The organism is Sphingomonas sp. NY01 (genome assembly GCF_038809135.1).
Classification (GTDB): Bacteria; Pseudomonadota; Alphaproteobacteria; order Sphingomonadales; family Sphingomonadaceae; genus Sphingomonas; species Sphingomonas carotinifaciens.
The window spans coordinates 194,749-219,357 of the sequence record NZ_CP101723.1; the positions used below are offsets into that span (position 1 = coordinate 194,749).

A 24,609-nucleotide genomic window follows, 5' to 3' on the forward strand; every position below is an offset into this window, starting at 1 on the left:
CATCAAACCCGATATATACGGATGGATATCACATCGATATATGGCCGTGCATAGAACCGCGGCTGAGACCGCGAAAAGGGGTTTCCATCGATGTCGAAGCGTATCGCAGTCCTGCTGTGTGCCGTAGCTGTGCCTGCCATCTCCGCACCTGCGATGGCTCAGACGACCGTCCCTGTACCCGCCACAGAGCAGGCAAATGCGCAGGCATCGGAAACCGATGAAGGCCTGCCCGACGTCATCGTCACCGCCCGTCGCCGGGCGGAGGATGCACAGCGCGTGCCTGCCGCACTGTCGGTAGTGGGCGGCGCGCTTCTCGATCAGAGCTACACGGTTAACACGCAAGGTCTGACCACCCTGATCCCGACGCTGAACTACAGCTCGGCCAATCCGCGCAACACCGCCTTCACCATCCGCGGCCTTGGCTCCAGTGTCGTTGCGGTCAGCCAGGCCAATGACGGCCTGGAGGGTGGCGTCGGCTTCTACGTCGATCAGGTCTATCATGCGCGCCCGGCAACGGCCGCGTTCGACTTTGCTGACATCGAGCAGGTTGAGGAACTGCGCGGACCGCAGGGCACGTTGTTCGGCAAGAACACGACGGCGGGCGCGCTCAACATCACCACGCGCGCACCGACCTTCACTCGCGAGGGTTTCGCTGAGCTGTCGTACGGCGACTATAACTTCGTCCAGGCCAAGGCCTGGGCGTCGGGACCGATCACCGACACCATTGCCTATCGCATTTCGGGCGTCTCGACCCGCCGCGACGGGGTGCTCGACAATGTCCGCACCGGCCGGGCGGCCAACACACTCGGCACGCAGGCGGTGCGCGGGCAATTGCTGTTCAAGCCCGACGACACGATCCAGATGCGCGTCATCGCCGACTTTACCAACTTCCAGGCCTATTGCTGCACCCAGGTCTATCTGCGCACCGGCACGAGCCTGCGCGCCGCGAACCGCCAGTTCGGCGGTCCCAGCGGCCTGGCCGCGCAGTTCGGCTATGCGCCGCCCAGCACCAACCCCTATGATCGCAAGATCGACATCGATGGGCCGCTCGGCGTCGACACCAACGAGGGGGGCGTCAGTGCGATCACCGATTGGAACCTGGGGGCGGTCACGCTGACGTCGGTCACGGCATGGCGCTTCTGGAACTGGGATGCGGAGAACGACCGCGACTATACCGGCATCCCCGTGCAGCTCTCGCAGCACATCCCCTCGCGACAGGATCAGTACAGCCAGGAGCTCCGGCTCGCTTCGAACGGCACCGGGCCGCTGTCCTATGTCGTCGGGCTCTATGGCTTCCGTCAGCGACTGACCGGCCGCCCGATCAGCATTTATGGCCCGGCAGCCGCTCGCTACCTCATCGGGACGGTGACGGGTGCGAACAACACGGCCGTCCCCTCCAATTTGCTCGACGGCTACGGGCAGGACGGCCGCACCGACTTCCGCAGCCTCAGCTATGCGGCGTTCGGCGAGGTCAATTACCGCTTCTTCGATCGCCTGACGGCGACGGTCGGCTTGCGCTACACGCAGGAGGACAAGGATGGTTACTACAACACGACCGTCTCGGGCGGACCGGCGACGACCAACACCGCGCTCATCAACGCCCGCCTCGGCGTACTGCGCCCGCAGAGCTATGAGGCGCATGACAGCGACGGCAGCCTCACCGGACGCGGCAATCTCGCCTGGCAGGTGACCGACACGACCATGGCTTATGCAAGCTATGCGCGCGGGTTCAAATCGGGCGGGATCAACATGTCGGGCCTGCCGCTCGACAACAACAATCGCCCGGTGCTGGCGACTGCCGTGGTGCGGCCCGAGCGCAACGAGACCTATGAGATCGGCCTCAAGAACACGCTGTTCGACAACAGGCTGATCTTCAACATCGACGGCTTCTATACCAAGGTCCGTGACTTCCAGGCGACGGTGGTCGAGAACTCGCTCACCCAGTCGGTGCAGCTGCGCGGCTACCTGTCCAACATCCCGGAAGTGACGGTGAAGGGGATTGAGGCGGACGTGACCGCGCTGATCCTGCCGGGGCTGAGCATGCGCACCAACTTTGCCTATTCGGATGGCGAATACACCGACTACCCCGCCGGGCCGTGCCCGCTCGAGGTACAGACCGCAGCGACAACCCGGTGCAGTCTGACGGGGCGGCGCCTTGCTTCCTTGCCGCGCTTCGCGCTGACCGCAGGCCTGGATTATCAGCGGCCGCTCGGTGACGGGCAGGTCTTCGTGCATGTCGATACCGCGTCGCGCAGCGGCTTCAACGGCGATCCCAGCCTGTCGCGCTTCACCTATATCCGCGGCTACAACCTGACCAATGCCAATATCGGCTATCGCTTCGCCGATGGGCTGGAGCTGATCGTCTGGGCGCGCAACCTGCTCGACGCCGACTATATCCAGAACCTGACGATCCAGGCGGGCAACTCCGGCCTGATCGTCGGGACGCCGAGTGACCCGCGCACCATCGGCGGGACAATCCGCTTCCGCCTGTGATCGACCCCGATCCCTGCAGCAGCGCCGTCATTTGCTGCCGCAGGGATCGTCGGGATACGCGAAGGCGGGATTTTCGATAAAATTGCGATCGGTCAACGCCTCCAGATAGGCGAGCAAGCGGTCCGTGTCGGCAGCATCCAGCGCAACAGGATGGCGGACAATGGCGTCACGGAGCGTACGCGCGGACCCGTCATGGAACCACGGACCGGTCACTGCGACGTTGCGCAGGGCGGCTGTGCGGAAGCGGCCTTCGTCCCCCGCTCTCCCCGTTGCCTCCGCAAGACCGCGATCCGACTGGTTGACCGGCAGGATTGCATGGAAGCGGCCGTCGGTGAAATTGGCACCGGAATGGCAGGAGGCACAGGAGCGACTGAACACCGCTTTGCCCGCCCGAGCTTCACGTGACAGCGTGCCGCGATCGGCAGGCGTGTTGAACGACATCAGGCTGCGCTCGAAGCTCGCCAACGCCATCGCGACGCTGGTCATATCGATGCGCCCCCGGCGATCCGGGAAAGCTGCGCGGAACTGCCGCCGATAACAGGTATCGCGGGACAAGCGGCGGGGAATTTCCTGCTCGCTACCGTGCATCCCCATCTCGACCGGCGTGAGGCCGGAAATCGGAATCATCGCCTGCGCCTCCAGCGTCGTGACGCGCGGATCGGCCGCAGTCAGGATGGGCAGCCATGCGACATTGGCGAGACCTAGCACGTTTCGGCGACCGGCATCGCCGTGCCCACCCGGTCGGGTCGGGTTGCTATCCGCAAAGGCGTGCTTCTGCTCATGGCAACTCGCGCACGACATCGTGCCGTCGATCGACAGGTCAGCGTCATAGAACAGCCGACGGCCAAGCGCGACCTTGGCGGCCGACATAGGATTGTCGGCGGGAACCATCGGTGCGGCGACACCCGCCGGCTGCGACCATCGCCACGGAGCAGCAATCGAAGCCGTTAGGATCAGCGCCGAGAGCGCCAGCGCCGCCCGTCCGATCACGCCGGCAGCTTCGTCACCATCAGCGGCAGATCGGCGGTGCCATTGCCGGCGACCTGAAGGACGTAGCGGCCAGCGCCGAGATCGAAATCGACCATCTTGCGGATGCCGGTGCAGGCAGGGCCGTGACTGTGCGCGACCGAGGTCGCGGGTTTGCCGTCCGCCAGCACGTCGATCCATGCGCCCGAACCCAGCGCGATCCGATAGCGACCTGGGGTGGCGACGGTGAACGCAAAGACGCCCCCATAGCTGACTGACCCGCCCGGCTTCTCTGGCCGCACAACGTACTGCACGTCCCGCGTGGACGGGAGGCGTGCGGTGACCGCTACGCCCGGTGTCAGCATTGTTGCCTGCGCGGCTGTGCGACCGGCACCAAGCGGACGCGGCGAAGCCCAGCCTGACAATTCCGCAGGCGGCGCGGTGACCGCAGGACACGTATCAGGGGCAGGAGCGGACACCTGCAACAGCATGGCAGCGAGCAAGGCATTGAACATCGGCGGCAACTCCTTCAACAGGGTATATATCTCGTCGTATATAGATGATCGAAGACACGAAACAGTCGGCTCGATCGCAAAGGGGTACTATCGATGCGCTTTACGCTGACTGCGGCCATGTTGCTTGCTTCATCGACCATGCCGGCGTTCGCGCAGGATACGCCCTCCGCGCCGCGTGACGAACAGGACAACAGCTTCCGCCTCGGCGAGATCATCGTCACAGGCGCGCGTCCGCAGGGCGTCGAGATCGGCAGCGAGTCCGTTGGCCAGGAGGCGATCTACAAGTTCGATCGTCAGTCGCTCGACGAGGCGGCGAGCCTGATCCCCGGCGTCACTGCCGGCAACAGCGGCGGGTCACGTAACGAGCGGCTGCTGTTCGTGCGCGGCTTCGACCGGTTCCAGGTGCCGGTGTCGATCGACGGTATCCGCGTTTATCTGCCCGCCGACAACCGCCTCGACTATGGCCGTTTCCTGACGCCGGACGTGGCGCAGCTTCAGGTCGCGAAGGGCTATGCGTCGGTGCTGGACGGCCCCGGCGCGATGGGCGGTCAACTGACCTGAGCCCTTCGGATTGGTCCATTCTTTGTGAGAAATTCCCGGTTAGGTTTGGCAGGTGCCGGACGAGGGAATCCGCCGATGAAGAAGTCGAGGTTCAGCGAGCAGCAGATAGCGTTCATCCTGAAGCAGGCCGAGGATGGAACGACCGTGGAGGAGGTATGCCGAAAGGCCGGCATATCGATCCAGACCTATTACCGATGGCGCAGCAAATACGGAGGGCTGATGCCGTCGGAGATGAAGCGCCTGAAGGTGCTGGAGGAGGAGAACGTCCGGCTGAAGCGGCTGGTGGCGAACCTCAGCCTGGATAAGGAAATGCTGCAGGACGTCATCCGCCGAAAAATGTAGGGCCTTGGTCGAGCCCGGGAGATCGTCGGCTATTTGCAGGCGAGCTACCAGGTCAGCGAACGGCGAGCCTGCAGCGCGTTTCCGATCAATCGATCGACCCAGCGCTATCAGTCGCGCCGCCTCGATCAGGCCGGCCTCAAGATGCGGATCAAGGAGTTGGCTGCGACCCGTGTTCGCTATGGGTACCGACGCATCCATGTGCTGCTCCGACGGGAGGGCTGGGAGATCAACCACAAGCGCACTCATCGGCTGTATCGTGAGCTCGGGCTGCAGCTGCGCAACAAGACGCCCAAGCGCAAGGTGAAGGCGAAGCTGCGCGATGACCGGACGCCGGCGACGGCACCCAACGAGTGCTGGTCGATGGATTTCCTGTCGGACCAGCTGTTCGACGGTCGCAAGATCCGGGTGCTCTCGATCGTCGACAACTTCACCCGTGTGTCACCAGCGCTCGACGTACGGACGAGCTACCGCGGCTCTGACGTGGTCGAGACGCTCGAGCGCATTGCCGTGGTACACGGTCGTCCCAAGCGTATTCGTCTGGATAATGGCCCGGAATTCATCTCGAAGGATCTCGACCTGTGGGCTTACCAGCATGATGTGGTGCTGGACTTCAGCAGGCCTGGAAAGCCGACCGACAACGCGTTTGCGGAGGCGTTCAACGGCCGGGTGCGGGCCGAATGCCTCAACGCATACTGGTTCTTGAGCTTGGACGACGCACGGGTAAAATGTGAGGCGTGGCGGCGTGATTACAACGAGCACCGTCCGCATAGCTCCCTCGGCAACCAGACCCCGATGGAGCGCGCTTTTTCGTCAGGGCAGGCATGCCTGCCCTGACGAAAAGAGAGCCGGTTTTCTCATAAAGACCGGACCAGAGACGGGGTGAGGCTCAAGACGACGATGCACTAACTATCTACCCGGACCACCCGGTGGGGGCTGCTCATTCGATCGTGATAGCCGACCGATCCGGTTGACGGAGGCTGGAAGAATCTTTCACGAGCAGGCGACGCGGATCCTTTCGAGTACGGAGCAACTATGCCGCTCGATGCGGCGGCTCTCCGCCAGCGAGAAACGGCGCTTCGTAGTCGGGTTCGTGGCGTCTATCGTTTACGGTATGATGCCGGAGGTCATCCGGGAATTTCGAGCACGATCGGAAGGGCTTGAAATTCAGCTGTTGGAAATGACAACCTTGGAGCAGGTCATTGCGCTCAAAGATGGCCGCATCGACGCTGGGCTCGGGCGGATCCGGATCGACGACCCGGCGATCCAGCGAGAGGTACTACAGGAGGAGGCGTTAATCGCGGCGATCGGCAGCGCCGATCCACTGGCGCGAGCTGACTCACTCACGCTTTCGGATTTAATAACTCGCAAATTACTCGTCTACCCTAGCCAGCCACGACCCAGCTATGCAGATCAGGTTTTTACCATTCTTCGTGACCATGGACTCGCGCACGATAATGTCGAGGAAGTGCGCGACGTACAGGTCGCGCTTGGGTTGGTCGCATCGGAAGCGGGACTGGCACTTGTCCCTTCCTCCATGCGGCACGTTCAGCGCAGCGACATTACATATGTCAGGATTCGCGACGAAGCTGCAACATCACCTATCATCTTGAGCGTTCGGGTCGGAGACACCTCTCGGGAAGTCCGGTTGTTTGAACAAATAGCACGCGACACCTTCCGCTCGTAACGTTCGATCTGACCCGGAACATGATCTTGCGCCGTGCCACCTAAGGTCCCGGCTGATCTGAGTGCACAGCAGACCTAGGTGTTTAGTCCCGGCATCTGGTGGATCGGGTCGACGATGAACCGGTCTTGCTCAGACGTCCAGATCTTGGCGATGTATTCGTAGGGGGTGGGGCCGCTGAGGGTCTCGAGCCGGCGAGCGAAATTGTAGGCGGCCATGAATGTCCGTCGTCAGAACATTCGGCACAAATCGCTGCGTAGATTAGCGGAGTGCGGACCTCGTCAGGGGGTTGATATTAGGCGGCGAAATTGCGGTGCTGCAAGCGCCGATGTTCGATGGTCTGTCGCTTGATCCTTTCGCGCAGTTTGATGATTGCCGGAGCCCGTTGTACACGACAGCTTTCATGGATCCTTTCCTTTCGCAGCTCTACTCAACGCGTCATCAAATCGAGACCTTGCTGATGATCCGATCAATCGCAACGGCGGAGGACATCGCACCCTTCCAAGTGATCTCAGTTTTTTAAGCCTTCTGCTACCTGAGAGGTTCCTTCCCGTAGGGCGATCCTGGGATCGATCCACGGCGGTTTTCTGAATGACTGGGCCCGAACGGCCGAAGAACGCGCCAAAAGGAGGCGACCCGCGCCGCGCGGGAGGCACGCCCGGCGCCCGAGCCCGCCGCCGTCGACTGAACCGCCGTCGACTGAGCCGGCGCCGCCGCGCCCGGCACCGCGCTCCAAGGCTCAGCCGCGCGCGAACGCCTGCGCCGCCGCCTCGGCCACGCCCTGGTCCTGCTTGCCGGTGCCGCCCGACACGCCCACCGCGCCAATCACCGTCTCGCCCTCCTTGATCGGCACGCCCCCGGCGAAGATCATCACCTTGCCGTTGTTGGAGGCATGGATGCCGTAGAAGTCGGCGCCCGGCTGGGCGAGCTTCGCCAGCGCCTTGGTCTCGACGTCGAACGCGCGCGCCGTCCACGCCTTGCCGATCGCGATGTCGACGCTGCCGCGCCACGCATCGTCCATACGCGCGAACGCTAGGAGGCAGCCGCCCGCGTCCACCACCGCGATATTCATCGGGTTGCCGATCCGCTCGGTCTCCGCGATCCCCGCATCGATGATCGTCCGCGCGTCGTTCAGGTCGAGCGTCCGGGTGCTGCGCATGGCGTGTCTCCGTGGCCAGTTCAGGGAAAGCCTCTCAACGCACGCCGCGCGCGGGTCCCCCCCCCACACGGGCGATGAGAGCGACGCGCTAGGGTGCCGACCGCTCCGCTATTTCGCGGCCAGCAGGGTGAACTTGTGGATTTGCGGCGGTTCAGAAAACAGTTCTTCTGCCTTGTCCATCAGTGCCGCGGCAACCTTGCCGTCAAGGTGGGCCTGCCGATCCTCCTCTGTGTCGAACGTATCGAAGATCGCGTACGCACCGGGACCTTCCTCGATCGCATACCAGGTCAGAGTGCCCGCCTCAGCTTGAACGAGCGGCAATGCCGAGGTCAGGAAATTGGCGACATCACGCTCTTTTCCAGGCTTGGCCTTCAGTGGTACATACAGGGCAAGTTTGGGCATAAATGACTCCTCAAGTGAAACCGATAGTCATTATTCGGCAGAGTAACGGAAGAGCGGGCCGGTACGTTCCCCATGAGGCGGAGCACACGCGGCCCCGCCTCCTCGTCGAAATCAGAACTGCTGTGCGGTCGGCCGGATGACGATCGCGTTGACGTCGACGTCATCAGGTTGTTCGACAGCGAACGCGATAGCACGCGCCACCGATGCCGCCGGGATGGCCTGCTTGTAGAAGTCCAGCACCGTCTCGGCAGCCGTACCCGACGTCGTGAACTTCAGGTCGCTCTCGACGGCTCCGGGCTCGATCGACGTGACGCGGACCTTCTCGCCCACCTCCTGGCGAAGACCTTCGCTGATCGCGCTGACGGCGAACTTGGTGCCGGAATAGACCGTGCCGCCCGGGGCGAAGACCTTGATGCCGGCGACCGAACTCAGGTTGATGATGTGGCCGCTGCCCTGCTCCAGGAAGCCGGGAAGAGCCGCGGCGATGCCGTAGAGCGTGCCCTTCAAATTGACGTCGATCATCTGGTCCCATTCGTCGGTGTTGACCTCGGCCATCGGACGGATCGGCATCAGACCGGCGTTGTTGATCAGTACGTCGAGACGGCCGAAGTCGGCGACGATCGCGGCGACGACGGACTGGACCGCCGACTTGTCAGTGACGTCGAGCGCATAGGCGCGTGCCGTTCCGCCGTTCTCGGCGATCTGCGCGACGACCTCGTCGAGCTTGTCCTTGCGCCGTGCGGCGATGGCGACCTTCGCACCGCGTTCGGCGAGAAGACGCGCGGTCTCGGCGCCGATGCCGGTGCTCCCGCCGGTGATGAGAACAACCTTGCCTTCGATACCATTGGTCATGACTGTGTTTCCTTCACTTCAGATGTTGATTTTTCGCTGGGTCGCGGCCCCGCGCCAGCGGTAGCCGCGTGGATGAACGAGGCCCATAAGGCCCGCGCGAAGCGCAGGTGCCAACAGGCCGATCATCCGCAGCTCCTCTATGTAGAACGGTTGTGCCAGCAGCGCCGACCCCACCCATTCTTTAAGCTTGCCCATGGCAGCACCCTTAAATCGCGGAGATGGGGTTGAGGACAAACGCGGCGCGCTCGGCCAGATCGCCGATCTGAGAGAGGTAGTTTTGGAAGTGGGGCGTCGCGCGGTGGGCGGTAACCGCATCCGCGTCCGCGTACAGCTCGTCGAGGACGAAGCGGTTCGGATCGCTCTGGTCCTGCCAGAGATCGTAGCGCAAATTGCCCGGCTCGGCACGGCTCGGCTTTAGCATGGCGTCGAGCAGAGCGCGCAGGCGGTCGACGGTATCCGCACGCGCGGTGAGGACGGCGACGATCTTCACGTTGGCGGTCATGGTACCGTTCCTCATAATGGTTCTATGCGAAGCGGGGCGCATCCTGAGCGCCCCGCCCGTCATCCTGGTACTCACGCAGCGGCGCGATCGAGGGCTTCGATCAAAGCGTCGGCCATGGCTTGGTCCGACGCCGGATTCTGACCCGTGATCAGCTCCCGGTCCACGACGACATTCGAAGCGAAGTTCTTGTCGGTGACCGAGACGTCGCCACCGGCCGACCGCAGCGCCTTTTCCATGTCGAAGAAGAGCTCGCCCTTCAGCACTTGCTCCTCAGCAATCTTCTCCTCGCTCGCCGAAAAGACGGTCATGCGGTAGCCTGAGTAGATCCAGTCTCGCGCCAGGTCGGCCGCCCCGGCGTCATCGCCTTCCTCCAGCGCCTTGCGGAAGGCCGGAGCATCGTCGAGCGTAGAAACAACGACCACCGGTCCGTGGCAGAGGAGCGCGGTCGGCTTGGCCGCCGCGTGGAAGTGACGGAGGATCGTGCCCGCATCACGGTCCTGCATCAGATCGACGATGGGCGCGTGACCTCCCGGCACGAACACGCCAACGAAGCCGTCCAGACCCTCGTCGACAACCGATTTCAGCGTGCGGACGTCGTTCATGGCCGGGTGGCTGGCGAAGAAGTCCTTGGCGCGCTGGTATGCCGCCTCATCACCGCCAAAGTGGTCCTTCGTGTCGGAGCCGGCGTCGATGTGCGGCTTGGTCCCGTTGGGCGTAGCGAGAACAATATCATAGCCAGCGTCGAGCAGTGCCAGCGCGGGGACTGCCGTCTCGTTGAGATACTGACCGACCGTTGCGGTACTGCCGCTACGCAGACCGAGCTGTGTCGCGTTCGATCCAAGAACGAGAACCTGACCCTTGCTCATCTGAACCTCCATGTTCGCGGCGCCCGTCGCCGATGGACGGGAAATGGGCCTCGTTGATATATTCTAGAAGTTTATCTTTTTGATGTCAGATATACGTCTGACAGGATGACTGCATGCGCTACGATCTGAACCTGCTGCCGATCTTCGTCGCGTTGATGGAGGAGCGCAGCGTCACGCGGGCTGCCGAGCGCATGGGCATGACGCAGCCCGCCCTGTCTAACGCCCTATCGCGTCTACGACTGATGCTTCAGGACCAGCTGTTCGTCCGCGAGCGCTACGGCATCCAGCCGACCCCGATCGCGCTTGAACTCTCACCGCTGATCGCCGAGGCACTCGCCCAGCTCGACGACGCGGTCCTCGGTCAGCAGGCCTTCGACCCCGCACAGGCCGAACGGCTCTTCACGATTGCGCCAAACGGCTATGTCGAGTTCGTCCTCGTCCCCGCTATCGTGGCGCGCCTGGAGAAGGTCGCCCCCGGCATAAAGCTTCGTCTGACGCCCTACGGGAACGATCTTGTGGAAACAGGGGTCGTGTCGGGCACGACGGCGCTCGTGCTGGGCCGCATCGTCGATCCGCCCGACAACCTCGTCGTCCAGCACCTGATGGACGAAGGGCTCGCCTGCGCCGTCCGTGCCGACCATCCGGGCGTCGGCGATGTCATGACGCGCGAGCAGTTCGAGACGATGAAGCATGTCAACATCGTGCCGCCCGGACGGATGCGCGCCGGGCTGTTCCAGGCGCTGGCGCAGCAGCAGCTGAAGCGCGACGTCGCAATCTCCGTGACAAACTTCTTCGCGGTAGCCGAGATGGTGGCGGTGACCGACTATTGCGCCACCTTGCCCTCGCTCATCTGCAGGCGGCTGATGCACGACCCCCGGCTGAAGATCCTGCCGGCTCCGGTCGACCTTGGCAGCTTTCCCGTGGAAATGGCTTGGCACGTCCGCTATCGGCATGATCCCGCACACCGCTGGTTACGGGCGCTGATCGGCGCGGTCATCACCGACCTCACGGGGAAGACGGCAGCGGCAATCACGCCGTCGCCAGCCTGAGGACGATGTCGAACCGCGATGTCGCTTGTGCGTATCCCGTACGCGACAAAGTTCGCTATACAGCCCCTGACAATAGGATTTATCATGCGCGCAATCGGCTACCAGCAGCCCGGAACGATCGATCGCACGGAAGCTCTCGTCGATATCGAACTTCCCGATCCCAACGCTACCGGCCGTGATCTCCTCGTCGAGGTCAAGGCTGTCTCGGTAAACCCGGTTGACACGAAGGTGCGCGCTGGCTCGGGTTCGATCCACGGTGATTGGCGTGTCCTGGGTTGGGATGCCGCCGGTGTCGTTCGCGCTGTTGGCCCTGAAGTGCGCGGCTTCGAACCGGGCGACGAGGTGTTCTACGCGGGCAGCATTGGCCGCGATGGGACCAACGCCGAGTTGCACCTGGTCGACGAGCGCATTGTCGGGAAGAAGCCGGCCAGCCTCGATTGGGCAGAGGCAGCGGCGTTGCCGCTGACGGCGATCACCGCGTGGGAGGCCCTCTTCGAGCGATTGTCCGTGCGTACTCCTGTAGCCGGTGCAGCACATGCGCTGTTGATTGTCGGGGGTGCCGGCGGGGTAGGCTCGATGGCGATCCAGCTTGCTCGCCAAGTACCCGAGCTGATCGTCATTGCGACGGCCTCGCGCCCTGAAACGCAGGCCTGGGTGGGTGAGCTCGGTGCGCACCATGTCATCGATCATCGCCAGCCGCTGGCTCGGCAAGTGGCGAATTTGGGCATCGGCGCGCCGGCTTTCATCTTCTCGGCCACGCACACCGACGAGCATATCGAGCAGATCGCCGAGCTGATCGCCCCGCAGGGACGTTTTGCGCTCATCGACGACCCCAAGACGCTCGATGTCGTACCGTTCAAACGCAAGTCGGTGTCGACCCACTGGGAGTTTATGTTCACCCGGTCCATGTTCGAGACTGCTGATATGGAAACACAGGGTCAGATCCTGTCGGCCATCGCCAGCCTCGTGGACGCCGGCGAGGTGCGCACCACCCTCACCGAACGGTTCTCCCCCATCAACGCCGCGAACCTCAAGCGCGCGCACCAGGCGCTTGAGAGCACTACCGCACGCGGCAAGATCGTCATCGAGGGTTGGCAGTGATGCGGTTCACGCTCACTCAACGTCCGCCGCGCCCGCGGCCCCCGCTGCACCAACTGAGAGGGACCAAGCCTCGGCGTTATCGATGCCCGCCATGTGCGGTTGTGGGCGTCGCTTTCGCTGGGTCACTGATATCTACAATCGTAAAAGACCGTGATGTTTCGAGATAGCAGACGCGGTCCTCGGGTGAAAACTCGGGACGTCTGCCAGCTCGGCATCTCACCAATCGGTGCCAAGAGCGGGGAGTGCTTCGGCTAAGAAGTCAATCCACGCCCGCGTCTTGGCGGCGGGGCGCCGCGTCGGGTGTGTGATGGCATATGCCGCTCCCAGCATCATAGGCGGCTCGTCCAGCTCAAGCTCGCTCAACTGGCCGGCGCGAAGCGCCTCTGCCGCAATAAAGCGTGGCCCATAGACCAGCCCTTGGCCCGCGATGGCAGCGCGAACCAAGGCCTCGCCATTGTCGGAACACATCGATCCTGAGATCGGCACCTTGATCGTCCCGTCTTTGCCGAACGCCCACGATGTCGTTCCTGCAAGCGACGCGTTGGTGTGGCCCAGACAATCGTGATCGCCGAGATCGGCCAGGCGGGTTGGCGTTCCCCGCCTCGCCAAATAAGAGGGGGCGGCACACAACACGACCCGCATCGCCACGAGCTTGCGGGCAACAAGCGCACTGTTGGCGAGGCGCCCGATCCGTACAGCGACATCCCAACGCTCTTCCAGCAGGTCGACGTAACGATCGTTGAAGCCCAGTTCGATCGTCACCTCGGGATGACGTGCGGAGAAAGCAGGGATGAGTGAGGCAAGGTGCAGAACGCCGAAGGTGGCGGGCGCACTGACGCGCAGCAGTCCCTGGGCGGTGATCGACCGCGACGATGCCTCCGCCTCGGCTTCTCCGATCTCCATAAGGATACGTTCGGCCTTTTCGAAATAGTCGGTGCCTGCCTCGGTCAGCGACAGCCGACGCGTCGAGCGCTGGACCAGCGTGGTGCCGAGCCGCGCTTCGAGGGCGTCTAGGTGCTTGGCCGCCATCGTCGGCGACATGTGCAGATCGCGTGCGGCAGCAGAGATGCCACCGAGCCTGATCGCCTTTACGAACACGTCCATACCCGTCAACCGATCCGCCATGATTTCCTACCCGTGGTTGAAGCTGACTCTTCTACGTGGCAGATTATCATTGCGCGATAGTGGGCACATATCCCGGTCAACAGATCGAACAATGATCCAGGCGGCTTCCGTGGCGCCTGCACCGGAGTGTATGACCATGAGCGTCCAGCCTACCTACTTCATCCCGCATGGCGGCGGCCCCTGCTTCTTCATGGACGATCCGCGCGGCGTGTGGAGCGGTATGGAAGCGTTCCTGCGCAGCCTGCCGAACTCGCTTGCCGAGAAGCCCAAGGCTATCCTCGTCGTCTCGGGACATTGGGAGACGGACGGCTTTGCCTTGACCGGCGCCGAACGGCCCGAGCTGATCTACGACTATTACAACTTCCCGCCCCATACCTATCAGCTGCGCTACGACGTACCAGGCTCGCCCGCGCTCGCCGCCCGTGCCGCGGCCCTGCTCAAGGATGCGGGCATCCCCTCGTCTGTCGACGCGAAACGGGGCTTGGATCACGGCGTGTTCGTGCCCCTCAAGGTGGCCTTTCCGGATGCCGACATTCCGCTGATCGAGATGTCCGTCGAGCGGGGGCTGAACCCGGCCCTCCATGTCGCTGCCGGGCGCGCCCTCGCGCCGCTGCGTGAGGAAGGTGTGCTGATCCTGGGTTCGGGCATGAGCTTCCACAACATGCGCGCCTATGGCGACCCGCGCTCGACGCCCGGCTCGCAGGCGTTCGACCAGTGGCTGGCCGAGAGCATGGAACTGGATGGTGCGCAGCGAGCCGAGCGTCTGGCGCATTGGGCCGATGCGCCATCGGCGCGGTTCGCCCATCCGCCCGCCAAGGAGGAGCATCTGCTGCCCCTGATGGTCGCGGCCGGCGCGGCCGAAGGCGAAGGCGCCCGGGTCTATGCCGAGGAAGTGCTGTCGACCGCCATCTCGGGTTTCCGTTTCAACTGATCTCACCGCGTCACTGAAGGAGAATTATCATGACCATCGCCGTCACCGGCGCGACCGGCCAGCTTGGCCGCCTCGTCATCGAAAGCCTGAAGCGCAAGTCGACCGGCGAGCCGATCGTGGCGCTGGTGCGCTCGCCCGAAAAGGCCAGCGACCTGGGTGTCGAGGCACGCGCGTTCGATTACGCGCAGCCTGTGACGCTCGCTCCGGCACTGGCCGGGATCGACACGTTGCTCTTGATCTCGTCGAGCGAGGTCGGGCAGCGCGAGGCACAGCACCGCAACGTCATCGGGGCCTCCAAGACGGCGGGCATCAAGCGTATCGTCTACACCAGCCTGCTGCACGCCGACCGATCGCCGATCAGCCTAGGCGAGGAGCACCGTGCGACCGAAGCGCTGCTGGCGTCCTCCGGTATCCCGACGACCCTCCTGCGCAATGGCTGGTACACCGAGAACTACACCGGCTCGATTCCCGCAGCCCTGGAGAATGGCGCGCTCGTCGGCAGCGCTGGCGAGGGACGCCTGTCGCTCGCGACCCGCGCCGATTATGCCCAAGCCGCAGCCATCGTGCTGACCAGCGACGGCCATGAGGGCAAGACCTATGAGCTGGCCGGCGACGACGCGGTGACGCTCGCCGACCTTGCCGCCGAGATATCGCGCCAGACCGGCCGCGACATCTGAGCAGCCCCCACCGGGTGGTCCGGGTAGATAGTTAGTGCATCGTCGTCTGAGCCTCACCCCGTCTCTGGTCCGGTCTTTATGAGAAAACCGGCTCTCTTTGAGCCTCACCCCGTCTCTGGTCCGGTCTTTATGAGAAAACCGGCTCTCTTTTCGTCAGGGCAGGCATGCCTGCCCTGACGAAAAAGCGCGCTCCATCGGGGTCTGGTTGCCGAGGGAGCTATGCGGACGGTGCTCGTTGTAATCACGCCGCCACGCCTCACATTTTACCCGTGCGTCGTCCAAGCTCAAGAACCAGTATGCGTTGAGGCATTCGGCCCGCACCCGGCCGTTGAACGCCTCCGCAAACGCGTTGTCGGTCGGCTTTCCAGGCCTGCTGAAGTCCAGCACCACATCATGCTGGTAAGCCCACAGGTCGAGATCCTTCGAGATGAATTCCGGGCCATTATCCAGACGAATACGCTTGGGACGACCGTGTACCACGGCAATGCGCTCGAGCGTCTCGACCACGTCAGAGCCGCGGTAGCTCGTCCGTACGTCGAGCGCTGGCGACACACGGGTGAAGTTGTCGACGATCGAGAGCACCCGGATCTTGCGACCGTCGAACAGCTGGTCCGACAGGAAATCCATCGACCAGCACTCGTTGGGTGCCGTCGCCGGCGTCCGGTCATCGCGCAGCTTCGCCTTCACCTTGCGCTTGGGCGTCTTGTTGCGCAGCTGCAGCCCGAGCTCACGATACAGCCGATGAGTGCGCTTGTGGTTGATCTCCCAGCCCTCCCGTCGGAGCAGCACATGGATGCGTCGGTACCCATAGCGAACACGGGTCGCAGCCAACTCCTTGATCCGCATCTTGAGGCCGGCCTGATCGAGGCGGCGCGACTGATAGCGCTGGGTCGATCGATTGATCGGAAACGCGCTGCAGGCTCGCCGTTCGCTGACCTGGTAGCTCGCCTGCAAATAGCCGACGATCTCCCGGGCTCGACCAGGCCCTACATTTTTCGGCGGATGACGTCCTGCAGCATTTCCCCTTCGACAAGCTCAGGACAGGGTTATCCAGGCTGAGGTTCGCCACCAGCCGCTTCAGCCGGACGTTCTCCTCCTCCAGCACCTTCAGGCGCTTCATCTCCGACGGCATCAGCCCTCCGTATTTGCTGCGCCATCGGTAATAGGTCTGGATCGATATGCCGGCCTTTCGGCATACCTCCTCCACGGTCGTTCCATCCTCGGCCTGCTTCAGGATGAACGCTATCTGCTGCTCGCTGAACCTCGACTTCTTCATCGGCGGATTCCCTCGTCCGGCACCTGCCAAACCTAACCGGGAATTTCTCACAAAGAATGGACCAATCCGAAGGGCTCAGGTCAGACCTTCGCACCTAGTGCGATGGCCACGATCCAACTCAGAAGATCGAGTAACGTGGAGAAGCCGAACGTCATCATTGAAGAATGATGCAACGGCGGGAGGTGCGTAACAGGGTGTTCGCGTTGTCGCTATGCGCCGTCGCTCGCCCGTGTTTCCCGGTTGGGGATCGTTTTCGGGCACTAATGGTCCGGCCGTAGAGTTGGCTGACAGGAGCACGCGATGGCATGGCACCACCGGGTAGTCGGAAAAGCCGCTCGGGCGGTTTGGCGCATCACGAAACCGCGAACGATCGGCGTGCGGGCTGTCCTACTGGATCGGGATAACCGGATCGCGCTGGTGCGACACACCTACACTGACCAATGGTATCTGCCCGGCGGCGGCGTGAAGAAGGGCGAGAGTACGGCAGCAGCGATAGCTCGGGAGCTTGCCGAGGAGGTCGCCATGGAGAACGCCTCGATTGAACGTGTCCTAGGCGTGTACCACAGCAAACGTGAGAGCAAGGACGACCACATCGTGATCTTCGTCGCTCGGGCAGGGTCGCCGGGCGGGGACCGGCTACAACGTGCCAACTTGATGGAGATCGAAGAAGCCGAGTGGTTCGCGCTCGACAAGCTCCCGGCATCGACCTCGCCAGCTACGGCCCGGCGGATCGCAGAGTACCGGGCCGGTGCGTCGGGTATGGGCGATTGGTAGCCGGCTCGCAGGCTTTCCCGATCAACGATCGTTGATCGGGAAAACATGCCGGCGCCGCTCGATTGGCGCGTGAGAGGAGTTGGATGACAGGTTATCGGAAGCGCGCCATCATGAGCTGAGCTAAGCCGTGTCGCAAGGAGACCTGACATGCCGGCTACGCTTCGTCATTTCGCGATTAACGCCGACGATGTTCCCAGGGCCAAGCGCTTCTACGAGCAGGCTTTCGAGTGGACCTTTGCCCCGTGGGGTCCGCCCAATTTCTACCAAGTGAAGAACGCGGGACCGGAAGTGCAGGGTGCGTTACAGGAGCGGCGCGAGATCATTCCCGGCGCGAGGTCCGCGACGTTCGAGACCAGCTTCGGCGTGGACGACCTCAAGGCCACGATTGCCGCAATCGAGGCGGCCGGCGGTGAGATCGTCATGCAGCCCTACCGGATCGAAGGGGTAGGCGAGCTGATCTACTTCCGCGACACCGAAGGCAACATCGCCGGGGCTATCCAGTTCGAGCCGGGGTATGCCATTGGACGATGACGGCTTCGATGTACGATCGTTAGGCGCTACGTTTCGGAGTGGAGCGCTGATCGGATGGCATGAGCATAGCTGGGGCCAGTTCGTGTTCGCCACATCCGGCGCTATGTGGGTGCGGAGCGATCACGCGATCTGGCTAACTCCGCCGACCCGCGCAATTTGGCTGCCGGCGGGCGTCCGCCACAGCATCGTCGTGCGTGGTGAGGTATCGCTTCGCACGCTCTATATCGCGAGAGATCGCGCAATCGGTCTTCCTGGCGTGCCGACGGTCGTCGAGGTCGTTCCGCTGTTGCGGGAGCTGATCCTTCGCATCGTCAAGGTTGGTATGCTGGCGAGAGACACGCCGACGCACGCCCGCATGGCCAGCTTCCTCTTGGATTTGTTGCTTGAGGCCGAACCCCAAGACCTCATCCTGCCGCTACCATGCGACGCACGCGCGCTCCGCCTCGCCGATCGCATTCGCAGCGATCCGGCTGATCCCACGGGCCTTGGTCAATTAGCGGTCGCGAGCGGCGCCAGCCTCCGAACGCTTCAACGCACCTTTACCGCCGAAACCGGTCTGACCCTCGAACTGTGGCGGCAGAAGGCGCGACTGCTGCACGCCGTGATCGGCTTGTCGAACCGCGAGAGCGTGACGAATGTCTCGATGGATTGTGGCTACAGGAGCGTCGGCGCGTTCATCGCGGCTTTCCAGCGACACTTCGGGATCACACCAGGCCGGTACTCGGCATCGTCGGCCTGAGGCTGGAGCCGATCAACTTCGCTTTCCCACAAACGAACGGGCAGCGAGACGGCGGGAGCGTTCCCGTTGGGATCGAGTTTTGGGAAGGCAGACAACCTTCCCAAAAGCCGTCGCGGACGTAGCAATTGAGAAAATCTACCGGCCTAGATGGCTGGCCCATACAGCTATAGCGCCGGCGATGGCCGGATCGCTTTCCGTCTCCAACCCCATTGATTGCATCGGCAACAAGCCCGGTGGGGCGACCTTGTAGAAGTGTGTCAGGTTCGGGAATGTCGCGACTTCCGTTGGCAGCGTCGTCCGGCTGGCGCGCAGCATCTCGGCGTGCGCTGCCGGGACGGAATCGTCCCGACCGCCCTGAACGATCAGTACCGGAGCTTGGACTTTAGCCAGTGCAGCGACCGGATCGACGCGATCGGCACTGCGCAGATAGGCAAGTCCCGGCTCGGGCATGGACGCAAGCATAGCGGTTTGCGGATTCGACTTTGCCTCGTCCGAGGGAGCCTGACCCGCCCGTATGGCGGCTGCCGTTCGATCGAACATCGTCATGTCTGGCGTGACGCCAGGAGGGGACATGGCTGCGACCTGCGCACGCAGGATCGACAGGATCGGCAACGCTGGGCCAGACAGGCTGACCACACCGTCGATCACCGCGCCGGATGGACCTGCGGCGAGCAGCGATGCCACCACGGCACCCTCGCTATGTCCGGCCACAAGGAGCGGGCGCGTCACGACGGTGCGGCGAAGCAGGTCCAGCCCGGCCTGCGCGACTTCGACGCGGGTCAGAAAGTCGATGTGCCGGCGGGCGGCGTCGGCGTCGATCGTGCGCGACCCCGTGCCGGGACCGATCTTGGCCATACGCAGGACGGTGAAGCCCCGCTTCCCGAGCTGGCGCGCCAGGTCGGCATAGGCGTGCGGGCGCATGTTCATTGACGGATAATTGCCGTCCACGTCGCTGTAGAGCGATCCGGGAATGAGAAGCACCGCGCCGCGTACAATGCCCTGCGGCATCGTGATGCGGCACGCGATCTCGACACCCGATACGGTAACGGTCGCATCGCGCTCCTGCGGAGCGGCGGCTTTCAGATTACTCGCGGTCATGCAGGTGGCTCCGACGATGATGGTGGCGAGGACGGTGCGGCGGTTCATTGCACGCGCCCCTGAAGGACGGTTTGGGCGTGGCAAACCATCGCCTGCTCCATGAAGACGGCCATGCCTGGATGCAGGGCGTCGTACATCGATCGGAAATCCGCATGATCGACATACATCCGGCCGAGTGAGGCATAGGCTGCCGCATCGGGAAGCCACGAACGACACACCCAGCGATAGTGCCGGCCCGCCAGTTCCTGCGCCGCATTGGAGGAGGGCGTACCCCCTGCCTCGATCAGCGTGACGATTCCAGCGTGGATGGCGTCGATCTCCGCCTTGAAGTCGAGCAATTGGGCCGGTGACAGGCCCTCCATCCTCGCCTTGGCATCACGGACCGCGACGTCGCCCAAATCGCCGAAGCGGGCCACGATCTCTGCTTCCCATTGGGCCTGCTTCTCGGCCGAGACACCGTAGAAGAGGCGATGGTCGTCCAACGCCTTGTCGGCATCGAGTGACGCCAGCGTCCGGTCGATCGTCTGCGCCAGATCGCGGCGCTGGGCGATCTCTTCATCGATCCGGCGGCGCAGATCGAGCAACGCAGCGCGCGTGTCGAAGGCAGGATCATCAAGGATGCGGGCAATCTCCGCGAGCGGCAGGCCAAGTTCGCGGTAGAACAGGATATGCTGAAGGCGCAGCATCTCCGCCTGCCCGTAATAACGATAGCCGTTCTCGCCGATGTCTGGCGTCAGCAGTCCGATATGATCGTAATGGTGCAGGGCACGAACGCTGACCCCCGACGCTTTCGCCACCTGTTTGACTGTCCGCATGATCTCACTCCGAATCGCTACGCCATGCTTGTGCGGGATGACGTTGCGTCAGGGTCAAGGGGTGAGAATGAGCGTGAGCTACTTTCCCGATTAGGAACGGCACGCGAGACGGCCGGGGCATTCTCATTGGGATCGATTTACGAGAAAGCGGGAATGCGGCTTGTTTCCGCGCCGTTGCCGGCCAGTGCGCAGATCAATACGGCAGCGTCAGTCGCGGTGGTCAGCGAAGCGGTCGGAAAAGTGTGCGAATCTCTTCTGCGAGGGCTGCCGGTTGCTCAAGGGCCGCGAAATGCCCGCCCTTGTGCATCACGCTCCAGCGCTGGACATCGCATACGCGCTCGACCCAGCTTCGTGGCGGCATCGGCAGCTCGCGCGGGAAGACCGCCACGCCCAGCGGTACCTGCACCCTTTCGCCGCGCGCGAACGCCAGGGGGTTGAGCCTGTTTTCCTTATACAGCCGCAACGATGCGTCGATCGTCCCGGAGAACCAGTACAGGGCGATGTTGGTGATGATCGTGTCCAACGGAATCGTGCGTTCGAGATCGCCGTCGTGGTCGCTCCACGCATCGAACTTTTCGATCATCCATGCGGCAAGCCCGATCGGGCTGTCCGACAGCGCATAGGCGAGGGTCTGCGGCCTCGTGCCGTGCAGCGCCGCATAGGCCCCGTGCTCGGCCGCGAATATCCTCGCCCGGTCGAGGAATGCTTGCTCGTCCGCTGTGATGGGCTCGACCGCGTCATCGATGCAGGGTGCGAAACTGCCGGGGATGTAATTGACGTGGACTCCGGTCAGCGCCTCCGGCCGCTGCCGTGCCAGCCACAGCGACACGCCTGCACCGATGTCACCACCCTGCGCTCCGTAGCGATCGTAGCCCAGTTCCGCCATCAGGCTTGCCCACATGTCGGCAATGGTCCGGGAGCTCACGCCAATCGACCGCGGTGCCTGACTTAAACCATATCCCGGCAGGGAGGGTACCACCACGTCGAACGCGTCCGCCGCGTGCCCGCCATGCGCCGCCGGGTCGGTAAGGAGCGGCAGGATACGCTCCATCTCGATGAACGATCCCGGCCATCCATGGGTGATCACGAGGGGCATGGGGGCGGGGCCGACGCCGCGCTGATGGATATAGTGAACGTCCAGTCCGTCGATGCGGGAAACGAACTGGGGAAGCCGGTTGAGCCGTGCCTCGGCCGTGCGCCAGTCAAATCCATCGGCCCACCGGTCCGCCAATTGCCGCACCAACCGTAAACTGGTGCCGTCCTCGCCGCTGCCAGGATCGATGGGGTTGGGCAGGCGCGCTGCAATCACGCGGCGCCGCAAATCACGCAGCGCCTCGTCCGTGATCGCGATCCTGTGTTCCCGTGCCGCCACCATCACTCCTGTTCATTTTGGAAAGGACGTCTAGGCAGAGGTCCTGATCCGACACATAGCTGGTCTAGCACCCGCCCGGCCCGATAGGGCAACAACTTGGGATGCCGGGAAATGAGCGGCCAGCGAGACGGCCGGGGGATTCCCATTGGGATCGCGAAATGGGAATTTATCCAGTGTCTCGATATCCCGTTTGATAGGTGTTTTGGGACACTGCGGCGGGTGATTGTCCGGCAATGCCGATCGCATGATAGGGTAGCTATGGGCAATCTTGCAGATTGACGGTGCCACGGGTACGCGCTTCTCGTCGGGCTGGATGTAGATCCTGCCGGGCAATGATCGCGCTGGTGTCCTGAAAGGGGCTTAAAAGGGAACACGGTAAGGGAGGCAATCTCCCCCAAACCGAGGCTGTCCCTGCAACTGTAAGCGGCGAGCGAGACGTACATCGCATTTTCCGTTGGAGGATGCAGCCACTGGATCAGCCACCACATCGGCAACGATCCGGGAAGGCCGTATGTCGAGCGACGACCCGTGAGCCAGGAGACCTGCCAGCGTCTGGTCGCTCTTGCTTTGGCCCAGGGGATGGTCGGGGCACGGTTCTTCCGTCTGAGCGACGAACGAGCGGCGGGGGCCGCATCAGTTCGTGTCGCGGGCGTTTGCGTCCGGCCGTAGACACGCGCCGACCGTTCGCAGCGGACGCCCCTGCCCAAAGTCGCTTGGCGCATGGGGGGATGGACATGACGGTTTTGAAATTACGCGCAGAGTTACTCGGATGCGCAGCGATGATCATTGCGTGCAGTGCAACGCCCGCAAACGCGCAGACGAAGGATGCGGACGCCGGATCAACACAGGCTTCAGCCGACGAAGTCGTCGTCTTCGGTCGGGGCGAGGCGAAGATCGGCGTAGCGCACGCGGCGAGCGAAGGCACCGTTGCCGGTGCCGACCTGCTGGTTCGGCCGCTGCTTCGCGTTGCCGAACTACTCGAAGCGGTCCCTGGGATGGTTGCCGCGCAGCACTCCGGCAGCGGCAAGGCGAACCAGTATTTCCTACGTGGTTTCAATCTGGATCACGGCTCCGACTTCACGACCTATATCGATGGCGTGCAGATGAACCTGCGGACGCATGGTCATGGACAGGGCTATCTCGATCTGAATGGGCTGATCCCCGAGATCGTCGCGCGCGAAGATTTCCGGAAAGGACCGTACCGCGCCGATGGCGGCGACTTCGCCCTGGCTGGTGCCGCCTACATGACGACGATCGATGGCTATGCCCGGCCCTGGATGTCGATCGAGGGCGGCTCCTACGGCTATGGCCGGGTCGCGGCGGGCGGCACGATCGACGATGTCGGCTCCGGCAAGCTGACGCTGGTGGCGCAGGCCAAGGTCTATGACGGACCATGGCAGGAACCCGAGCATCTGCGTCACGCATCAGGGTTTGCGAAATACATCGCTCCCGCCGGTGCGGGTCAGGTCGAGGCGTCGCTCAACGCCTATCGCGCGACTTGGCGGCCGACCGAGCAGATCCCCGAGCGGATCATCGGCACGGCGCTGTGCAAGGACGTGTTCTGCTCGCCCGATCCAACGGCGCGGGGTGAAACGACGCGGCTTATCGGCAACATCGCGGTGCGCCAGCCCGACTGGCATGCCAATGTCTATGGTCAGTTCTACGACTGGTCGATGTATTCCAATCCGACCTACACCGACCCGGACGGGACCAGCGCGCAGATCCGCCAGTTCGACAGACGGTGGATCGTCGGCGCGCGAGGAGAAAAGCGCTGGACGCTCGGGCCTGCGCTTGCCGTGTCGATCGGCACGGAGGAACGCTACGACCATATCGGAAGCGTCGGCGTCTATCGTACGAGCGCGCGTTCGTTCCTGTCGTCGCTGGGCCGGTATCACGTCGAGGAGGCGTCGGCTGCTCTCTACGGCGATATGACCTGGACACCGGTCGATGGCCTACGTTTTATAGGCGGGGTCCGAGGTGACTATTATCATTACACCGTGCGGGCGCGCGACGAAGCTGCGGCGATCGCGGGCGCAGGCAGTGGGGACGACGCCATCCTGTCGCCTAAGGCATCGGTGGCCTATTCGCCGACCGATCGCCTCGAATTCTATGCCAATTGGGGGGCGGCTTTCACTCGAACGACGTGCGCGGTGCGGTCAATGTCGAGACTCCGGTGCCTGTGCTGGTGCGCGGGGACGGCCGCGAACTCGGCGCGCGCTGGCAGTTGCCCGGCTTTTCGCTGACTGCGACCTATTGGTGGCTCGATGTGGGCAGTGAACTCCGCTTCGTGGGCGATTCCAACGCGGTGGAGCCGACTGGTGCCAGCAAGCGGCGCGGCTATGAGCTGGTTGCGTTCTGGCGGCCGAAGCCTTGGCTTGCGCTCGACGGAAACTACACGGCAAGCCGGTCACGCTATGACAATGGCGATCGCATTCCCAATGCCTTTGAGAACGCGGCATCGGCGGGCATCGCGCTGGTGCTCGATCCATGGGAGGCGAGCGTCCGCGTACGTCACCTCGGCCCCTATCCCCTGATCGAGGACAACAGTGTTCGCGATTCCGGAAGCACGGTCGTCAACGTCCGGGCGGCCCGCAAGATCGACCGGTTCGAGGTATATGGCGAAGTGCTCAACATCCTGAACAGCCGCGACAAGGACATCGCCTATTTCTACGAGTCGTATATCCCCGCCTTCGATACATCAGGACCGACCGATGGGCGCTTGAGCCGCGTGGTCGAGCCACGGACCTTGCGTCTGGGCACCAGGGTCAATTTTTAAGCTGGC

20 protein-coding genes, 7 pseudogenes and 1 riboswitch are annotated in these 24,609 nt (G+C 63.3%); of the genes and pseudogenes, 12 read left to right on the forward strand and 15 right to left on the reverse strand.

The genetic code is table 11. From position 1 onward, the window contains the following. The first annotated feature begins 90 nt into the window (after nt 1-90). Nucleotides 91-2,493, forward strand: coding sequence for a TonB-dependent receptor (locus NPJ82_RS16775; protein ID WP_342659099.1), 2,403 nt, complete (start codon nt 91-93; stop codon nt 2,491-2,493). Between the two features lie 27 nt (nt 2,494-2,520). Here NPJ82_RS16775 and NPJ82_RS16780 read toward each other — a convergent pair whose 3' ends face one another. Next, complete coding sequence (locus NPJ82_RS16780; RefSeq protein WP_342659100.1) at nt 2,521-3,483, reverse strand: cytochrome c peroxidase; 963 nt, start codon at nt 3,481-3,483, stop codon at nt 2,521-2,523. Next, nucleotides 3,480-3,773, reverse strand: a complete 294-nt coding sequence (locus NPJ82_RS16785; RefSeq protein WP_342659101.1) for a homogentisate 1,2-dioxygenase — start codon at nt 3,771-3,773, stop codon at nt 3,480-3,482. Before NPJ82_RS16785 ends, NPJ82_RS16780 begins: the two co-directional genes overlap by 4 nt. 294 nt (nt 3,774-4,067) lie before the next feature. Between NPJ82_RS16785 and NPJ82_RS16790 the strand changes: the two are divergent. The 3 genes and pseudogenes from NPJ82_RS16790 to NPJ82_RS16800 all read left to right on the forward strand — a co-directional run. Then, nucleotides 4,068-4,523, forward strand: a pseudogene (locus tag NPJ82_RS16790) (Plug domain-containing protein); the annotation flags it as partial. An 87-nt stretch (nt 4,524-4,610) separates the two neighbouring features. Next, nucleotides 4,611-5,711, forward strand: a pseudogene (locus tag NPJ82_RS16795) (IS3 family transposase). A gap of 208 nt (nt 5,712-5,919) precedes the next feature. Further along, nucleotides 5,920-6,561, forward strand: coding sequence for a LysR substrate-binding domain-containing protein (locus tag NPJ82_RS16800; RefSeq protein ID WP_342659102.1), 642 nt, complete (start codon nt 5,920-5,922; stop codon nt 6,559-6,561). Nucleotides 6,562-6,635: 74 nt separating this feature from the next. Here the strand turns inward: NPJ82_RS16800 and NPJ82_RS16805 are convergent. The 8 genes and pseudogenes from NPJ82_RS16805 to NPJ82_RS16840 form a co-directional block, all read right to left on the reverse strand. Next, nucleotides 6,636-6,779: pseudogene (locus NPJ82_RS16805) on the reverse strand (IS481 family transposase); the annotation flags it as partial. Nucleotides 6,780-6,853: 74 nt separating this feature from the next. Further along, a pseudogene (locus NPJ82_RS16810) lies at nt 6,854-6,943 on the reverse strand (pyruvate, phosphate dikinase); the annotation flags it as partial. A gap of 354 nt (nt 6,944-7,297) precedes the next feature. Then, complete coding sequence (locus NPJ82_RS16815; RefSeq protein WP_342659103.1) at nt 7,298-7,717, reverse strand: heme-binding protein; 420 nt, start codon at nt 7,715-7,717, stop codon at nt 7,298-7,300. 108 nt (nt 7,718-7,825) lie between these two features. Then, on the reverse strand, nt 7,826-8,119 hold the full coding sequence (locus tag NPJ82_RS16820) for an antibiotic biosynthesis monooxygenase (protein WP_037093999.1): 294 nt from the start codon (nt 8,117-8,119) through the stop codon (nt 7,826-7,828). A gap of 111 nt (nt 8,120-8,230) precedes the next feature. Then, nucleotides 8,231-8,971 carry an SDR family oxidoreductase gene (locus tag NPJ82_RS16825; protein WP_342659104.1) on the reverse strand — a complete coding sequence of 247 codons (741 nt, stop codon included), beginning with the start codon at nt 8,969-8,971 and terminating at the stop codon, nt 8,231-8,233. An 18-nt stretch (nt 8,972-8,989) separates the two neighbouring features. Then, nucleotides 8,990-9,166 carry a hypothetical protein gene (locus tag NPJ82_RS16830; protein ID WP_342659105.1) on the reverse strand — a complete coding sequence of 59 codons (177 nt, stop codon included), beginning with the start codon at nt 9,164-9,166 and terminating at the stop codon, nt 8,990-8,992. A 10-nt stretch (nt 9,167-9,176) separates the two neighbouring features. After that, complete coding sequence (locus NPJ82_RS16835) at nt 9,177-9,473, reverse strand: putative quinol monooxygenase (protein WP_342659106.1); 297 nt, start codon at nt 9,471-9,473, stop codon at nt 9,177-9,179. A 71-nt stretch (nt 9,474-9,544) separates the two neighbouring features. Continuing rightward, nucleotides 9,545-10,339 carry a type 1 glutamine amidotransferase domain-containing protein gene (locus tag NPJ82_RS16840; RefSeq protein ID WP_062126426.1) on the reverse strand — a complete coding sequence of 265 codons (795 nt, stop codon included), beginning with the start codon at nt 10,337-10,339 and terminating at the stop codon, nt 9,545-9,547. A gap of 113 nt (nt 10,340-10,452) precedes the next feature. Between NPJ82_RS16840 and NPJ82_RS16845 the strand changes: the two genes are divergently transcribed. After that, the gene (locus NPJ82_RS16845; protein ID WP_342659107.1) at nt 10,453-11,388 is read left to right on the forward strand and encodes a LysR substrate-binding domain-containing protein; all 936 of its coding nucleotides are present in this window, start codon (nt 10,453-10,455) and stop codon (nt 11,386-11,388) included. An 84-nt stretch (nt 11,389-11,472) separates the two neighbouring features. Then, nucleotides 11,473-12,489: a zinc-binding alcohol dehydrogenase family protein gene (locus tag NPJ82_RS16850; protein ID WP_342659108.1), complete on the forward strand. Its 1,017-nt coding sequence runs from the start codon at nt 11,473-11,475 to the stop codon at nt 12,487-12,489. A 216-nt stretch (nt 12,490-12,705) separates the two neighbouring features. Here the strand turns inward: NPJ82_RS16850 and NPJ82_RS16855 are convergent, their stop codons facing one another. Beyond that, nucleotides 12,706-13,614, reverse strand: a complete 909-nt coding sequence (locus NPJ82_RS16855; protein WP_342659109.1) for a LysR family transcriptional regulator — start codon at nt 13,612-13,614, stop codon at nt 12,706-12,708. A 136-nt stretch (nt 13,615-13,750) separates the two neighbouring features. Here NPJ82_RS16855 and NPJ82_RS16860 point away from each other — a divergent pair, with 136 nt between their 5' ends. Continuing rightward, the gene (locus NPJ82_RS16860; protein ID WP_342659110.1) at nt 13,751-14,545 is read left to right on the forward strand and encodes a class III extradiol ring-cleavage dioxygenase; all 795 of its coding nucleotides are present in this window, start codon (nt 13,751-13,753) and stop codon (nt 14,543-14,545) included. Nucleotides 14,546-14,574: 29 nt separating this feature from the next. Continuing rightward, nucleotides 14,575-15,219 (forward strand): annotated as a pseudogene (locus NPJ82_RS16865) (SDR family oxidoreductase); the annotation flags it as partial. 156 nt (nt 15,220-15,375) lie between these two features. Here the strand turns inward: NPJ82_RS16865 and NPJ82_RS16870 are convergent. Beyond that, nucleotides 15,376-16,498 (reverse strand): annotated as a pseudogene (locus NPJ82_RS16870) (IS3 family transposase). Nucleotides 16,499-16,798: 300 nt separating this feature from the next. Here NPJ82_RS16870 and NPJ82_RS16875 point away from each other — a divergent pair. The 3 genes from NPJ82_RS16875 to NPJ82_RS16885 all read left to right on the forward strand — a co-directional run bounded on the left by NPJ82_RS16875 (nt 16,799) and on the right by NPJ82_RS16885 (nt 18,542). Next, the gene (locus NPJ82_RS16875; protein ID WP_342659111.1) at nt 16,799-17,272 is read left to right on the forward strand and encodes an NUDIX domain-containing protein; all 474 of its coding nucleotides are present in this window, start codon (nt 16,799-16,801) and stop codon (nt 17,270-17,272) included. Between the two features lie 147 nt (nt 17,273-17,419). Next, entirely contained in the window at nt 17,420-17,803 is a 384-nt protein-coding gene (locus NPJ82_RS16880) for a VOC family protein (RefSeq protein ID WP_342659112.1), read from the forward strand. Nucleotides 17,804-17,885: 82 nt separating this feature from the next. Further along, nucleotides 17,886-18,542 carry a helix-turn-helix transcriptional regulator gene (locus NPJ82_RS16885; protein WP_342659113.1) on the forward strand — a complete coding sequence of 219 codons (657 nt, stop codon included), beginning with the start codon at nt 17,886-17,888 and terminating at the stop codon, nt 18,540-18,542. 135 nt (nt 18,543-18,677) lie between these two features. Here NPJ82_RS16885 and NPJ82_RS16890 read toward each other — a convergent pair whose 3' ends face one another. The 3 genes from NPJ82_RS16890 to NPJ82_RS16900 form a co-directional block, all read right to left on the reverse strand. Next, the gene (locus NPJ82_RS16890; protein WP_342659114.1) at nt 18,678-19,688 is read right to left on the reverse strand and encodes an alpha/beta fold hydrolase; all 1,011 of its coding nucleotides are present in this window, start codon (nt 19,686-19,688) and stop codon (nt 18,678-18,680) included. Further along, nucleotides 19,685-20,455, reverse strand: coding sequence for a MerR family transcriptional regulator (locus NPJ82_RS16895; RefSeq protein ID WP_342659115.1), 771 nt, complete (start codon nt 20,453-20,455; stop codon nt 19,685-19,687). Before NPJ82_RS16895 ends, NPJ82_RS16890 begins: the two co-directional genes overlap by 4 nt. A gap of 220 nt (nt 20,456-20,675) precedes the next feature. Continuing rightward, nucleotides 20,676-21,830, reverse strand: coding sequence for an epoxide hydrolase family protein (locus NPJ82_RS16900; protein WP_342659116.1), 1,155 nt, complete (start codon nt 21,828-21,830; stop codon nt 20,676-20,678). Between the two features lie 322 nt (nt 21,831-22,152). Beyond that, nucleotides 22,153-22,392, forward strand: a riboswitch (cobalamin riboswitch). Between the two features lie 214 nt (nt 22,393-22,606). On the opposite strand from NPJ82_RS16900, the pseudogene NPJ82_RS16905 reads away from it, so the two are divergent. Beyond that, nucleotides 22,607-24,603 (forward strand): annotated as a pseudogene (locus tag NPJ82_RS16905) (TonB-dependent receptor). The last annotated feature ends 6 nt before the right edge of the window (nt 24,604-24,609 follow it).

Bases quoted from the DNA above. Each gene is read 5' to 3' on its own strand.
- NPJ82_RS16825 (WP_342659104.1), bottom strand. From the start codon at position 8,971: ATGACCAATGGTATCGAAGGCAAGGTTGTTCTCATCACCGGCGGGAGC.
- NPJ82_RS16890 (WP_342659114.1), bottom strand. From the start codon at position 19,688: ATGAACCGCCGCACCGTCCTCGCCACCATCATCGTCGGAGCCACCTGC.
- NPJ82_RS16820 (WP_037093999.1), bottom strand. From the start codon at position 8,119: ATGCCCAAACTTGCCCTGTATGTACCACTGAAGGCCAAGCCTGGAAAA.
- NPJ82_RS16800 (WP_342659102.1), top strand. From the start codon at position 5,920: ATGCGGCGGCTCTCCGCCAGCGAGAAACGGCGCTTCGTAGTCGGGTTC.
- NPJ82_RS16900 (WP_342659116.1), bottom strand. From the start codon at position 21,830: ATGGTGGCGGCACGGGAACACAGGATCGCGATCACGGACGAGGCGCTG.
- NPJ82_RS16855 (WP_342659109.1), bottom strand. From the start codon at position 13,614: ATGGCGGATCGGTTGACGGGTATGGACGTGTTCGTAAAGGCGATCAGG.
- NPJ82_RS16895 (WP_342659115.1), bottom strand. From the start codon at position 20,455: ATGCGGACAGTCAAACAGGTGGCGAAAGCGTCGGGGGTCAGCGTTCGT.
- NPJ82_RS16830 (WP_342659105.1), bottom strand. From the start codon at position 9,166: ATGGGCAAGCTTAAAGAATGGGTGGGGTCGGCGCTGCTGGCACAACCG.
- NPJ82_RS16845 (WP_342659107.1), top strand. From the start codon at position 10,453: ATGCGCTACGATCTGAACCTGCTGCCGATCTTCGTCGCGTTGATGGAG.
- NPJ82_RS16840 (WP_062126426.1), bottom strand. From the start codon at position 10,339: ATGAGCAAGGGTCAGGTTCTCGTTCTTGGATCGAACGCGACACAGCTC.
- NPJ82_RS16850 (WP_342659108.1), top strand. From the start codon at position 11,473: ATGCGCGCAATCGGCTACCAGCAGCCCGGAACGATCGATCGCACGGAA.
- NPJ82_RS16815 (WP_342659103.1), bottom strand. From the start codon at position 7,717: ATGCGCAGCACCCGGACGCTCGACCTGAACGACGCGCGGACGATCATC.
- NPJ82_RS16880 (WP_342659112.1), top strand. From the start codon at position 17,420: ATGCCGGCTACGCTTCGTCATTTCGCGATTAACGCCGACGATGTTCCC.
- NPJ82_RS16875 (WP_342659111.1), top strand. From the start codon at position 16,799: ATGGCATGGCACCACCGGGTAGTCGGAAAAGCCGCTCGGGCGGTTTGG.
- NPJ82_RS16860 (WP_342659110.1), top strand. From the start codon at position 13,751: ATGAGCGTCCAGCCTACCTACTTCATCCCGCATGGCGGCGGCCCCTGC.
- NPJ82_RS16775 (WP_342659099.1), top strand. From the start codon at position 91: ATGTCGAAGCGTATCGCAGTCCTGCTGTGTGCCGTAGCTGTGCCTGCC.
- NPJ82_RS16835 (WP_342659106.1), bottom strand. From the start codon at position 9,473: ATGACCGCCAACGTGAAGATCGTCGCCGTCCTCACCGCGCGTGCGGAT.